Raw genomic sequence first — 13,357 nt, 5'->3', positions numbered from 1 at the left:
GTGCCCTTCTTCTTCATCGACAGGCCGGTCTTCGCGTGGGTTATCGCGCTCGCCGTGATGGTGGCGGGCGTGCTCGCGATTCCCATGCTGCCGGTCGCGCAGTATCCGCGGCTCTCGCCGCCACGCATCGTGATCTACACGCAGTATCCGGGCGCGTCGCCGGAAGAGGTGGACGCCAATGTGGCGAGCGTGATCGAGGAGAGTCTAGACGGCATTGAAGGTCTGCAGTACTACGAAACGACAAGCGACGCGCTAGGCAACCTCGAAATCGACGTGACCTTTGCGCCGGACAGCAATCCCGACATCGCGCTCGTGGACGTGCAGAACCGTCTGAAGCAGGTGGAGGCGCGGCTGCCGCAGCCGGTGGTGCAGCAGGGCATCGACGTGGAGAAGGCCGCCAACACCTTCCTGATGCTCGTCGCGCTCACCTCCACCGACGGCACGCGCGACTCCGCGCAACTGAGCGACTACCTGAACCGCTTCATCCTGCGCGACCTCAAGCGCGCGCCGGGCGTGGGCGCGGCGGAACTCTGGGACTCCGACGAGGCCATGCGCGTCTGGCTCGATCCCGTGAAGCTGCGCGAATACGGTTTGACGGCTGCCGAGGTCAACCTGGCCATCTCCGCGCAGAACGCGCCCGTGACGGCGGGCACGCTCGGCAACGCGCCGTTCGTGAACGGGCAGCAGACCACCGAGTCGGTGAGCGTGAAGGGGCAGCTCGACACGCCCGGGGAATTCGGGCAGATCGTGCTGAAGGCGAAAACGGACGGCTCGCTCGTGCGGCTGGGCGACATCGCGCGCGTGGAGCTCGGCCGCGCCGATTATTCATTCTACTCACGGCTGAACGGCCGCCCCGCGGCGACGGTGGGCATCCAGCTCGGCCCGCGCGGCAACGCGCTCGAAACATCGAACGCGATCCGCGCACGGCTCGCGGCGCTCTCGAAGCACCTGCCGCCCGGCGTGGCGATCGAGATCCCGTTCGATACCGCTTACTTCGTGCGCGTGGCGATCCACGAAGTGGTGATCACGCTCATCGAAGCCGTGGTCCTCGTGTTCGCCGTGATGTGGCTGTTCCTGCGCGACTTGCGCTCGACGCTCGTGCCCACCGTGGTGATTCCCGTCACGCTCATGGGCGCGTTTCTCGCGCTCTACGCGGGCGGAATGTCGATCAACGTGTTCACGATGTTCGGCCTCGTGCTCGCGATCGGCATCCTCGTGGACGATGCCATCGTCGTGGTGGAGAGCGTGCACCGCGTGATGCACGAGCGCGGTCTCCCGCCGCGCGAGGCCACGCGCGCCGCGATGAAGCGCATCGGCGGCGCGATCGTCGGCGTGACGGCCGTGCTCACGGCCGTGTTCGTGCCGATGCTGTTCTTCAACGGCAACGTGGGCGGCATCTACCGGCAGTTCGCCGTGGCGATGATCGCGTCCATGCTCGTGTCGTCGTTCATGGCGCTCTCGCTCACGCCGGCGCTGTGCGCTAATTTGCTAAGGATGCCGAAGCCTGCCCGCAAGCCCGAGCGTGGCCTTGCAGCGCAAGCGGCGCGGGCCTCGCGCGGCTATCGTGCGCTCGTGTCCGCGCTGCTGCGGCGCGGCCCGCGCGTGCTTACGATCTACGTGGTCCTGTGCGCGGTCGGGGCGCTGCTTTACTGGAAGCTGCCGCAGGGCTTCCTGCCGAGCGAGGATGAAGGTCAGCTGCAAGTGATGATCCAGTTGCCCGCGGGCGCCACCCAGGCGCGCACGCTCGACGTGGTCAAGCGCGTGGAGGCGATGCTGGGCAAGCAACAGGCGGTGGGTAACGTGACGAGCGTGGTGGGCTGGAGCTTCGCCGGCAGCGGCCAGAATGTGGCGATGGCGTTCGTCGAGCTCAAGCCATGGGGCCAGCGCGGCAAGCAAGAAAAAGACGCGCAGACGCTGCGCGACGCGCTCAACGAGCAGTTCGCAACGATCCTCGACGGCGACGTGCAGGCCACGCTGCCTTCGGCGGTGCCGGGCATCGGGCACGCCGAGGGTTTCACGTATCGGCTGGAGGATCGCGGCGGCACGGGGATGGACGCACTGAAAGCCGCGCGCGATCAGCTGATCGACGCTGCGGGCAAGAGCCGCGTGGTGGCGCAAGTCCATTCGGAGGACTTGCCCGACGCGCCGCGCGTGGAGCTCGACGTCGACCGCAACAAGGCCTACGCGTACGGCGTCTCGTTCGACCGCATCGCGGACGTGCTGGGCAGCACATTCGGCTCGAACTACGTCGACGACTTTCCGGCGGGCGGCCGCATGCGCCGCGTCATCGTCGCCGCCGACGCACCCACGCGCATGAGCGACAGCCAGCTGCTCGATCTGCCGATGCAGAACTCGGCGGGCGGCACCGTGGCGATGTCGTCGATCGCGGCCACGCACTGGACGCTCGGCCCCGTGATGCTGAGCCGCTACAACGGCTATCCCTCGCTCGACGTGACGGGGCGCGCAGCGCCGGGCCATAGCTCGGGCGAAGCGATGGCGGAAATGGAGCGGCTCGCGCTCGCGCTGCCCGAGGGCGTGTCCGGCGAATGGACCGACGCCGCGTTCGAGGAAGCGCAGGCCGCGCGCCAGACGCCGCTCCTGCTCGGCCTTTCGCTGCTGGCGGTGTTCATGGTGCTCGCGGCACTCTACGAGAGCTGGATCACGCCGCTCTCGGTGCTGCTGGTCGTGCCGCTCGGCGCGGTGGGCGCGGTCAGCGCGATGCTCTTGCGCGGGTTGCCCAACGACATCTATTTCAAGGTGGGCATGGTGACCGTGATCGGCCTCGCGGCCAAGAACGCCATCCTGATCGTGCAGGCCGCGAACGTGCGCCGTGCGCGCGGTGTGCCGCTCGGCGCGGCGGTGGTGGGCGCGAGCGGCGAGCGCCTGCGCCCTATCGTGATGACCTCGGCGGCGTTCCTGCTCGGTGTCTTGCCACTCGTCATCTCACAGGGCGGCGGCGCGGAGAGCCGGCACTCGATCGGCACGGGCGTGTTCGGCGGCGTTATCGCGGCTACGCTGCTCGGGCTCGTGGTCACGCCCGTGCTCTATTACACGGTGGTGTCGCGCACGCGTGCCAGGCGCACGCGAAGCGAGTCGCCGCGCCATCGTGAGCAAGGCTTGCCGCAGACGGTGGAAGACAGTGAAACGCAAGCGCCTTGAAACGTCCTTGAAGCGCCGCCAGTGAATTGTCCATGAAGCTGCCGCTGCGCAACGGTGGGCAGCGCGGTTTCAGAAGATACGCGGCGTACCCACCCAGACGAGCACGGTTTCCTGATCCGACGTGTTGCTCCAGGCGTGCGGCACGGTCGATTCGTAGTGCGCACTGTCCCCCGCGCGAACCACGAACGACTGGCCTTCGAGCGTGAGCGTCACTTCGCCCGAAAGCACGTGCAAGAATTCCTCGCCGGCGTGCGTGGTGACTTCGCTCTCGCGCTTGCCGGGCGGCATGCGCACGAGAATGGCCTCGAGCTGGCGGCCGCCGGTTGGGTTGGTGAGACGCGCATAGAGGTTGGCCGAGTCGGCGAAGCCAAAGAACTTGAGATCCTGGCCGCGGCATACGCAACCCGCTTCGGTGGGCGCATCGACGAAATAGCTGACCGGCACGCCGAGCGCCTTGGCGATGCTCACGAGCGATGTAATGGAGGGGCTCGCGAGATCTCGCTCGACCTGCGAGAGAAACGGTTTGGAGAGCTGCGCCGCCGTGGCGATGTCATCCAGTGTGCGGCCTTGCCGCTGGCGCAGTCCGCGAATCTTGCTGCCTACGGAGACGACGTTTTGTGATTCGACGGCTTTCGAAACCATGGCGGAACTTTGTTGTCTGATGAATGTGCTTTGCCCCGGACCTCGTGCCAGCCAAAGTACCGGCCCATGGCGCGATTCATTGGATGTCCAATGGCTGCTGATATCCGTGAATGCCTCATATAGGCATCTCGCGGCTTGCAGCGGAAAAGCGCTGCGAAACGCCAGATGTCCCTGAGGATTCAATTCTAATTGTCGCGTGTGGAACTGCGATCATGGGCCAGGTTCGGTGTCCATGAACGATAAGCTGCAGGTCGCAGCATAACACTATTCAATGACCGGCTAAAAATCACCATTTGCTTCAAGTGGGCAGCACGCGGGTCGGCGTGTGGTGCGCCAGGCTGGGCGCCTGCGCTCAACGCCGCTTCATCGCGCCGATGCTGGCATTCTGGCCCGGACGTCGATTCGATACGGACCGTTTATGGACGGCCGCGCCGGTTTTACCGCTATTTTTGGGGGAAATTCATACTGGCTTAAAAATCTCAGAAGACTGTCCGAACGGCTGAGGCCATCGTCGGGCTCGATTCCGAATCCAGCCATCCTGCGGCGCAGGCAGGCCGCTATTTTTTCGCATTTTCGTTCGTATATCTAATTGTAATTCGCTCTGAATTCAATCCTTTAGCAGATAAATGAAAGTCGTATGCCACCAGGATGGCACAGCTCGAATGGGTGTCTTCGAGGGTGGCCGACAAGGGCGCAGCAAGTTGTTATTTTTGCGGCTCCCGCACGTTGAGGCTTGCTTGCGCGGTCTCGTCAGGATGCATGGAGCGGTAAGCGTCGAACAGGGTCGCGCATAGTTGTGCGAGTGCCGCGAGATTCACCGCCTGGTCCGCATGTTCGACTTCGCCGGCGTTGAGTATGTCGTCGAGGACCGGGGCGAGACGGCGCAGTTGCCGGAATGTCTCCGCATCGAGTTCCATTTCACTTCCCGTGTTCAGACAATAGAGCGCCCTTGGGCCGGATGGCTCCACGGCCGAGCTGCCATCCAATTCTTGAGGGCTTGGCTGCCGGTCGGCGTCTGTGTCCAGCGCGGGGAAGAGAAGCACGCCAGTCGACTGGCCAAACTCACAACCTGGCACTTCCGTAAAGCGCCCGCAGAATCTGATTTCGTGTAATGGCTCTTGGCTTCCGAATTGTGGTGCGACGCACAATAGACGTCAACAAAATTCAGACTTGGCCACTGAGTCGTCATCGCACAAGGGTCACTCGGGCTCATGATGTGGCCCGATAACGGCCGAAAAATCAAATCGACGCGCGTTGCCTGGTCTGATTGTGCGATGCACATAAATATTCGCTTTTCATGCGCCGACAAAGGGAATACCCTTAATGTGTTTCCCTATTGGAGGCTTGTCGTTGTGTCTACTCTTCTCGAGCGGGACGGACTCGTCGCGACTTGGCGCCGGATTCACCCCAACCCTGATTTCGGGTTGTGGGAATGCTGTGAACTGGATAGTCGCGGTGAAGCGGTGCCGCATCCTCATCCCTCAGCAAGGCGCCAGATTGTTCTGACCGACGTCTACTGTCAAATCGCCGAGCAGATTGGCCACGTGGCGGCGATGTCGGTCGCCGTGACAACACCGTCATTTGGCATCCGCGTACCTGACGTCGTCTGGATGCCACCCGAAAAGTGGGAAGGGTTTGAGCGGGAAGGCCCAATCCCGTTTGTGCCGGACTTGTGTGTCGAGGTGCTCCTCGACCGCAAGTTGCCACATGACATCGGCCCGAGAGTCAGGGCTTACCTGGAAGGCGGCGCTCGGGAAGTCATTATTGTTGGCCAGCGCGGAGAACTGCAATTCTGTGGAGTGAACGGGCCGCAGCAATCCTCAGTATTCGGAATAACGCTCTCACTTGAGCGGATGTACTTCGAAGAGTTTGCCCCGTCTTCCCACTAAGACACGATATAAATCGTGTTTGTCATACCTGAGGAAGCACAGCCTGCATGGCGTGGACGGGAGAGCGCTGGACCCAACAGCGCCTGTAGCGACTTCGTTGCGACGCTCAACGCGCACCGAGCAGGTGACGCCATCTTCCTCAGCATTTTCGCCCGTGCTTAGAGTCCAGGCAACGCTTCAGCGGCAACGCTGTCTGGAGTAGCGCGATCGTGGCGCGGAGTCCGTTGAGCCTCGCTGCCGGATTCTCCTCGTATAACCGCTACCTCACAGGCCCGGCTTCGCCTTGATCATATTGTCCGAGCGCAGCATGCCGGGCAACGCCTCAACGAAGAAGTCCGCCTGCAATGGCGCGCCCGCCTGGATGTCGTATTGAGAGAAGTCCCGGACACCCGCCGCCAATAGCACTTCATCATCGAGAAAGAAATTCCCCGAGCACTTCCTCGACGGGCGGGTCAGGATAGAGTGGGCCGCGTCAGCGACTATCTCCGGCTTGCGACACGCCGCAATCATATCTGTACCGCCAATCTCGTTTCGCACGGCAGCAGTCGCAATCGCGGTTCTTGGCCACAGCGAATTCACGGCGACGCCACGGTCCTTGAACTCGCCAGCCAGCGCGAGAGTGAAAAGGCTCATCGTGTACTTTGCGATGGTATAGGCCGGGAAATCCTTGAACCACTTCGCGTCGGTGACCAGCGGTGGCGACAGCGTAAGGATGTGTGGATTCGGCGCATTGAGGAGGTGGGGCAGGCAGGCCTGGGCACAAACAAACGTGCCTCTCCCGTTCACCCCATGCATCAGGTCGTACCGCTTGACGGGCGTATCCAGCGTTCCCGTCAAGCGGATGGCGCTGGCATTGTTCACGAGTATGTCGATGCCGCCGAACACTTCAACGGCTTGGGCAACCGCAGCCTTTACGCGTTCTTCATCGCGAATGTCGACGACCAGCGCAAGCGCCTTTCCGCCTGCAGCTTCCACAGCCGCCGCCGCCGTATGTATCGTGCCCTCGAGCCGCGGGTCCGGGTCGGCCGTCTTCGCTGCAATCACAATGTTCGCGCCGTCGCGTGCCGCCCGGAGTGCAATGGCAAGTCCGATACCGCGGCTGCCCCCTGATATGAATAGTGTCTTGCCAGCGAGGTTCATGGTCGTCTCCTCAACATTTGGTCTGGTATACGGTTAAGTACGAAACGCGGCGTTGCCAAGAGTCAAAACAGCAAGACTGAAGTGGAACGCCGTTGCTGCGACGGCGAGTTGAACGATGGCGGTGCGGCTCTCAAGGCTTCTTGACTGGAATGACCTGTCCCGTGATGTCCTCGACCAGGCTTCGCTTGTACGCCTGGGCTACCACCGCGGCGGGAGTGCCTGCCGAATAAGCTTGCCCCATCGCGGCAAGCGTTTCTGAAACCCAGCCCGGGCTGACGACATTAACCCGGGCCTTGCCGTGCAGTTCGAGCGCTGCGGACCGGACAAACGCCTCGACCCCCGCATTTACGATGCCCACCACGGCACTGCCTGTGACCGGATGCTGCGAGAGAATACCGCTGGTTAGCGTCACGGACCCACCTTGTGCGATGTGACCGACCGAGCACCGGACGAGATTGACCTGTCCCATCAGCTTGTTCGTCAGACTGAACGTAAAGTCTTCTTCGGTCAGCAATTCAAGCGGTGCAAATTTCGCTGCACCTGCAGCGCAAATCACGGCGTCAACGGTTTCGAGTTGCCGGTACATTGACACGATGGACGCCTTGTCTGCGAGGTCCACCGACAGGTCCGGGCCGTTGCGGCTCGCGCCAATGACTTCATGGTCGGGCGAGAGCAGGCGAAGGATCTCCTTGCCGAGCAGTCCGGTTGCGCCAACTATCAGAATGCGCATAGGTCCTCCTGATCCAGAAGCGTAAGGCCAGCGCCGAGCGAGGCATCACACGTGGCGCAATGCCTAGTTCAGTTGAAAATCGCGTGGTGCTTCCGGCTCTTTGTCGTAGCGAAAAACATTCAGGTCTTCATACTGGATGGCGGGCTTCTTTCCAGATATAAGGTCTGCGAGAAGCTGCGCCGAGCCGCATGACATGGTCCAGCCGAGCGTGCCGTGCCCGGTATTGAGGTAGAGGTTCGGCACTGCGGTGTGGCCGACAATCGGCGTCCCGTCCGGCGTCATAGGACGCAACCCGGTCCAGAAGGTCGCCTTCGATGTATCTCCGCCGCCAGGGAAGAGGTCGTTGACGCACATCTCGAGGGTCTCGCGGCGCGCCTCGCGCAGACGCTTGTCGAAGCCAACGATTTCAGCCATGCCGCCGACGCGGATGCGCTTTTCGAAGCGTGTGATGGCAATCTTGTACGTCTCGTCGAGAACTGTTGAAACCGGTGCGCGAGCTTCGTCGACGATAGGCGCCGTGATGGAATAGCCTTTGAGGGGATAGACCGGAATCTTGACTAGGCCGGACAGGAAGTTCGTGGAGTAGGACCCGAAGGCGACAACGAATGCATCCGCATGGATGAGCTTGGCGCCATGGCGCACACCGATGACTTTGCCGCCCTCGACCACAAGACCATCGACCTGCGTGTTGTAGCGGAAGGTCACGCCCGCCTGCTCGGCCAGCGCAGCGAGTCGCGTCGTAAACAGTTGACAGTCGCCTGTCTCATCGCCGGGCAAGCGCAGTCCGCCGGTCAACTTGTGCGAGGTGGCAGCAAGTGCCGGCTCTACACGAGCGAGTTGGTCTCGGGACAACAACTCATACGGGACATTCGCCTCTTTCAGAACCGCGATGTCCTTGGCGGCACCGTCAAACTGCTGTTGCGTCCGGAATACCTGCAATGTGCCACCCGTGCGACCTTCGTACTGAATTCCCGTTTCGGCTCGCAGCGCCTTCAGGCAGTCGCGGCTATATTCCGCGAGTCGAACCATGCGGTTCTTGTTGATGGCGTAACGCTCGGCGGTGCAGTTCTGCAACATCTGCCACATCCATTGAAGCTGGAACTGCTTGTCTTCGTCGTCCGGACGAATTGCAAGCGGTGCGTGCTTCTGGAACATCCACTTCACCGCTTTAAGCGGCACGCCCGGCGCAGCCCACGGCGCTGCGTAGCCAGGCGAAATCTGCCCAGCATTCGCAAAGCTCGTTTCGAGCGCAGGACCCTGTTCCCGGTCGACGACAACGACATCATGTCCCGCACGCGCGAGATAGAACGCGCTTGTCACCCCAACAACTCCACTGCCCAGTACAAGGACTCGCATATCAGTCGACTCCGCCGCCAGAGATATTATTAATTACACAAATAAAATCTGACAAACCGCGAGAATCTCAGCGCATTGGCGAATCATATTCTCTTATTGGTAGTTTACGGTGGGTCAGTTACCTGGCCATCGCGTCGATTGCTTTGGCTTTATGCTGTGCGGCGGCCAACTGCTTGCGGCACGCGCAAACATCTCGTGAGCATCGTTTGACGACTCCATTGAGTGCATCGACCGAGCTGAAGCTGTTGCACTGCACCACCGTTTGGAGGATATTTGAGTTGCACGCACGCCGTAACACCAGCGTCGACCCAGCGGCCCGCTCATCTGGGCCATCTTTTCCATTCGGCTCCCCTCAGGGCGCCGGCGGCGGAGGATTGCCATGGAACTCTGTGATGTGTGCAACAGCCTTGATGGACGCTCGTCGAGTTTCGCCAGCAATGACGAGATGACTTTGGTTGGAGTGGGCCAATGCGAAGGTCGCGTTGCCCTTGAGCACTATCGTTGCCGCAGATGCGGTGCGCTCATGGTCCGACAACTGTGCGGCGAGTCCTCAGAGCAGATCTGGATGGCTCTCGTGTAGCCGCCGTCTTGGTGCGCGTTACGTCGTCTTGCCGCGCGCACCACTCCGGTGCGCCAGTTGTTGCATCTGCTGCGTGCTCGAGAGCGCTGTACATACATCTCCCGGCGCAGAATCCACGTGCCCATCTTTGCGATCCATGCATTCAGCCAGTGAGTGGCGTGATTCGACGCGCCCAGCACGAAGCTATTGCGGTGGGTCCGCCACTGAGCAAGTAGTGCTTAGCGCGCGAAAGCGTAGACGCTCTCGTGGGCATTGCAGAAATCACTTTGGCCGAGCGCCTCTTTGGCGAGCCCGACTACATGCTGTATGTCGTCACGCAGGACTTGAAGGCGTTTCAGGTACTGTGCGACCGCCGGTTGACGGCGCTGCCTTCGGTATTGAAGTTGACGTCGACTCTCGTCATGAAAAGCATTTTTCACGACCGGCCGCTTCCATTGTGATTGCGAGTGGCAACTCGGGGAAAGCCGGTTTCGTGTGACGAATAAATAGTCGGCTTCCAGGGGCGTCTTGTTCAATGGCGGCGTTTCGGTATAATGGATACGAGTTCGAAATACCGAACAGAATTTCAGAAGTAGAGCATCCAGAGTCGGACTATCCGACGCCAACCTGCCCGCCCGGGCAAGGTGGACGCCTTTGAGGCGATGCGGCCGATTCACGGCAACGAAACGGGAGCAGCATGGCTAGCACCGGTTCGATCAACACTCATCCGGAGCAACTATGCGCCAAGACACCTCTACCTCCTCCCCAGCAGTCTGTAACGACTGGTCGCACATCCTTCCGGGTTTCACGTTGACGCATACGATTCATCTCGTGTCGGGATTGGATCTGGGTATTGTCTCGACAGCAGCCGCCATACTCGAAGGTGAAGCAGCCGCCGTTGACCGTTGGGCTGTCAACCGGTGCGGTGACGTTCTCAATCAAAAAATCGTTCTCGGCGAAATGACGGAAGGGCAAGCGGTTCGACTGCGGGAACAACTTGCCGCGCTCGATGGCGTGTTGCGCACAAGGATGGAGCATCATTTCATTCGCCCATCAAATCGTGCTCCGCGCTGAATGCGACTCTCGAGCAGACAAGTGCAGGTCGCATGCCGCCAGGATGCGGTAAGGCTGGAGGAGCAAGCTGGTGTTGACGAGCGGCGGAAAGCCTCTCGCCTGCGTGGGCGCGGAGGTGAGTTGACCAGCCTGCAATTTGGACGGGGCTCGGCAAAAAATTTACTCGTTCCACGGAGCGCTATTATTTTGAGCCGCCAGGCACTTGTTCGCTTGAAATGAAAGCTTGCCGTGGCGCTCGTGAGAGTCGTTCCCTGATGGGCATGACACGCTCTAAAAGACGGTTCAGGCGTCTCAGCCGGCTCCGAGGCGCTCCGGTTTGATGGTCGCGAGTTTGGTACCCGCAAATGGGTCATTGCGCCAGTCAACGCTATTGCGTTTCACTGGCTCCTGTGCCGTGGTTCCGCCAATTGCAAAATGCTCGAGCGACTGTCCAGCGCTGGTCGCCTGAATCACCCACTGTGGGGCATCGCCTTTGCCGTCCCAAGTGTTGCCGATGGCGTCGCGGTATCGTGCCGCTCGCAACTGCTCCTGGTCTGCTGCAATGGACGCGGCGATATCTTCTGGTTCAATTTCAAATTCGGCCATCCGGCGCCGCAGGTAGGCCACTATGCTTTCGCGTTTTCGTTCGTCCATCTCGTTATGCTCCGCTCCGAATGCAACTCTTGAGCAGATTACTGCAAGTTGCATGCCGCCAGGATAGCACAGCTCCAATGAACGTCCTTGATAGCGGCCCGCAAATACCCAGTCGGTCAGCCCGTGGCTAGCTGATGCGCACGGTCTGCCTGATGTTGTGCGGCTCGTTCCTCCGCCTGCTTTTTCGCAACGTGACGCCCGACAATGCAGCCTCCGACCGCGCCCACGACGGCGTGGTGACCCGCGTAGTGGCCGGCTACACCGCCCACTACTGCGCCTTTGAGGCATCCGGATGCATTTGGTGTTCCGGCTGCGGTTAGTCCCAGAACGGTGGCCGCGACGAGCATCGTGATTCGATGATTAACTTTCATGACGGGCTCCCGTTTGATATTGGGTTATTGGCATGGGTTCAATAGTCCCGGTGGTCATGGTCGTGCCATTCCCGCTCATGCCACTGGCGCTCGCGCCATTGGTGCTCACGCCGTTCGTGTTCGCGCCATTCGCGTGCGCGCCAGTCATCGTCGCCACGCGAGGCCATCATGACCGGAGCGGGCGCATACGCCAGAGGCGGCGCGGCAACGTAAGCCGGTTGAGCTGGGGCGTAGGCTACGCCAGGCATGTCAACGCCGACGGCTACATCAACGTGCGCGCTTGCCGCCGTCGAGGCAGCCAATGCAACTGCACCCAGTACCACGCCGAGAATCGTCTTGTTCATTTCCTTTACTCCTCCGCACGTTGCGTGCGTTCCTGGTGAGCACGGATCGGAGTGTGTGCGGCGCAATCGGACACAGGTGCAACGGCGTTGCGAGATTGGTAACAGCGAGTTATTCAGAAAGTTGTCGGCCAATCGGCGAACTGGCGGCGCTGTTCTTTTAGTGCCGAGTGGCACGCTGATTTAGATAGGACTGCAATGTTAGGTGAATGTTTTCTTTTCCGGCAGGGTTGGCGCCATGCGCAAAGAATTTGAAGTCTTCGGGAATGAATCTTCCGTCGGAATCCAGATCCGTCTCGATCAGTTTCTTGACGACTGCCATTGCCGTATCGTCAGCCCTGAGGTCATGATCGAACGAAATCTCATAGGGGCACCCGTGCAATTCCAGCAGTGAGATCGCTTCGCTCGACGTGCGAGCGACGACCCATGTCGATGACGCCGCTTCATGAAGATCATCGATGAGCAGGCGATAGCGGCTATGTGTCATGTCGGCCAGCGTCTTCGAGCCTGGACCCGTTGGCCCGGTAGAACGGAAATGGGAAATGTTGCTAGCAGGACGGCCGCTGCATATGGCTGCGTTGACTGGTGGCAAGTTACTGTCTGGTGGCAGGTCAAAGCCGGTATCGACCGTATGGAGTGCGCGGAATTTGACATATCGCGCAGACTCGGTGGTTCTTGGTCTGCGGCAATTGCCCCGCGTAAGACGGCCTCAGATTCAATGCGACTTGCGCGCTGGAAATAGCCCGGTGTCCGGGCGGCGCAACCGGAGAGGGTGTCGGCGTCGGTGGCGTGCATGGAGGCGGCGACTATAAGTACATCGCGGGAGATGACTTCCTGTGCGTCGTTCCAACCGATGTGCACGATGTGATTGGCCAGTGCGACAGTGAGAATGGCGGTTACGGTGGATGTTACGCCGGTGGACATCGTGTCGTGGTAGCAGGCCAGGATAGCGCCGCATTCATGCGGGCCGATGGGAATGGCCGAGTCTACGCGCACGGAGATACAACCCTTGCGCGTTCTGTTCCAGGGTGACATTCGGCCGGGCTACGTGCAAGCCTGATGCTCAATCCGTCCGTCTCCGGCGGACAGGGTCTCGTCGACCTTGGCCACTGGACGCTCCCGTCGAAGGGCGGGAGCACCTCGAGCGGCGCGTTCCAGAAGCCGTGCGGGTCGATGAGTAATGCCGGCAGCGGATGTCATGGCCGCGCGGTTCCGGTCCTGCTCGGGAGTGTCACGTCGGGTCGCCAGGCTTCGGACTGGGTTCGCGGGCAGGTCAGCGAGCACGAAATATGGCCCGAAAATCTTTTTTCGCAAATGCGCTTGACGGCTTTGCGAATGACCCGCATAATTCGCCTCCTTCGCTGATCGCTGCGAACGAAAACGAAGCGATTAAGACGAATTGCTCTTTAAAAATTTACAGCCGATAAGTGTGGGCGCTTGATGGATTCAGCGGCCTGACCGGT

13 protein-coding genes and 1 riboswitch are annotated in these 13,357 nt (G+C 60.9%); of the genes, 4 read left to right on the top strand and 9 right to left on the bottom strand.

Annotated elements, in window-relative coordinates:
* Entirely contained in the window at positions 1-3,159 is a 3,159-nt protein-coding gene (locus EYW47_RS31620) for a multidrug efflux RND transporter permease subunit (protein WP_133198747.1), read from the top strand.
* 69 nt (positions 3,160-3,228) lie between these two features.
* Here the strand turns inward: EYW47_RS31620 and EYW47_RS31615 are convergent, their stop codons facing one another.
* Complete coding sequence (locus tag EYW47_RS31615) at positions 3,229-3,801, bottom strand: cupin domain-containing protein (RefSeq protein ID WP_133198746.1); 573 nt, start codon at positions 3,799-3,801, stop codon at positions 3,229-3,231.
* 704 nt (positions 3,802-4,505) lie between these two features.
* Positions 4,506-4,718, bottom strand: a complete 213-nt coding sequence (locus EYW47_RS31610; protein WP_133198745.1) for a hypothetical protein — start codon at positions 4,716-4,718, stop codon at positions 4,506-4,508.
* A gap of 435 nt (positions 4,719-5,153) precedes the next feature.
* Here EYW47_RS31610 and EYW47_RS31605 point away from each other — a divergent pair, with 435 nt between their 5' ends.
* Entirely contained in the window at positions 5,154-5,690 is a 537-nt protein-coding gene (locus EYW47_RS31605; RefSeq protein WP_133198744.1) for a Uma2 family endonuclease, read from the top strand.
* 264 nt (positions 5,691-5,954) lie between these two features.
* On the opposite strand, the gene EYW47_RS31600 is transcribed toward EYW47_RS31605, so the two are convergent.
* The 3 genes from EYW47_RS31600 to EYW47_RS31590 form a co-directional block, all read right to left on the bottom strand.
* Positions 5,955-6,830, bottom strand: a complete 876-nt coding sequence (locus tag EYW47_RS31600) for an SDR family oxidoreductase (protein ID WP_133198743.1) — start codon at positions 6,828-6,830, stop codon at positions 5,955-5,957.
* A 130-nt stretch (positions 6,831-6,960) separates the two neighbouring features.
* Positions 6,961-7,560, bottom strand: a complete 600-nt coding sequence (locus EYW47_RS31595; RefSeq protein ID WP_133198742.1) for a short chain dehydrogenase — start codon at positions 7,558-7,560, stop codon at positions 6,961-6,963.
* A gap of 63 nt (positions 7,561-7,623) precedes the next feature.
* A complete protein-coding gene (locus EYW47_RS31590) occupies positions 7,624-8,916 on the bottom strand; it encodes a D-amino acid dehydrogenase (protein ID WP_133198741.1) in 1,293 nt (430 codons plus the stop codon).
* 825 nt (positions 8,917-9,741) lie between these two features.
* Here EYW47_RS31590 and EYW47_RS31580 point away from each other — a divergent pair.
* Together EYW47_RS31580 and EYW47_RS41100 are read left to right on the top strand one after the other, a co-directional pair.
* Positions 9,742-9,936: an Lrp/AsnC ligand binding domain-containing protein gene (locus tag EYW47_RS31580; protein ID WP_133198739.1), complete on the top strand. Its 195-nt coding sequence runs from the start codon at positions 9,742-9,744 to the stop codon at positions 9,934-9,936.
* 131 nt (positions 9,937-10,067) lie between these two features.
* Positions 10,068-10,171, top strand: a riboswitch (SAM-I-IV-variant riboswitch).
* A 42-nt stretch (positions 10,172-10,213) separates the two neighbouring features.
* Complete coding sequence (locus EYW47_RS41100; protein ID WP_165976730.1) at positions 10,214-10,549, top strand: hypothetical protein; 336 nt, start codon at positions 10,214-10,216, stop codon at positions 10,547-10,549.
* A 291-nt stretch (positions 10,550-10,840) separates the two neighbouring features.
* On the opposite strand, the gene EYW47_RS31570 is transcribed toward EYW47_RS41100, so the two are convergent.
* From EYW47_RS31570 to EYW47_RS31555, 4 genes are all read right to left on the bottom strand, one after another.
* Positions 10,841-11,182, bottom strand: a complete 342-nt coding sequence (locus tag EYW47_RS31570; RefSeq protein ID WP_133198738.1) for an H-NS family nucleoid-associated regulatory protein — start codon at positions 11,180-11,182, stop codon at positions 10,841-10,843.
* A gap of 116 nt (positions 11,183-11,298) precedes the next feature.
* The gene (locus EYW47_RS42175) at positions 11,299-11,529 is read right to left on the bottom strand and encodes a hypothetical protein (protein WP_133198825.1); all 231 of its coding nucleotides are present in this window, start codon (positions 11,527-11,529) and stop codon (positions 11,299-11,301) included.
* 62 nt (positions 11,530-11,591) lie between these two features.
* Positions 11,592-11,897, bottom strand: coding sequence for a hypothetical protein (locus EYW47_RS31560; protein ID WP_133198737.1), 306 nt, complete (start codon positions 11,895-11,897; stop codon positions 11,592-11,594).
* A gap of 157 nt (positions 11,898-12,054) precedes the next feature.
* Positions 12,055-12,381 (bottom strand): cyclic-phosphate processing receiver domain-containing protein, encoded by a 327-nt coding sequence (locus tag EYW47_RS31555; RefSeq protein ID WP_133198736.1) that lies wholly within the window; start codon positions 12,379-12,381, stop codon positions 12,055-12,057.
* Positions 12,382-13,357 lie beyond the last annotated feature (976 nt).

This window comes from Paraburkholderia silviterrae, assembly GCF_004353915.1.
Classification (GTDB): Bacteria; Pseudomonadota; Gammaproteobacteria; order Burkholderiales; family Burkholderiaceae; genus Paraburkholderia; species Paraburkholderia silviterrae.
This window is presented reverse-complemented; position numbering and strand designations above follow the sequence as displayed.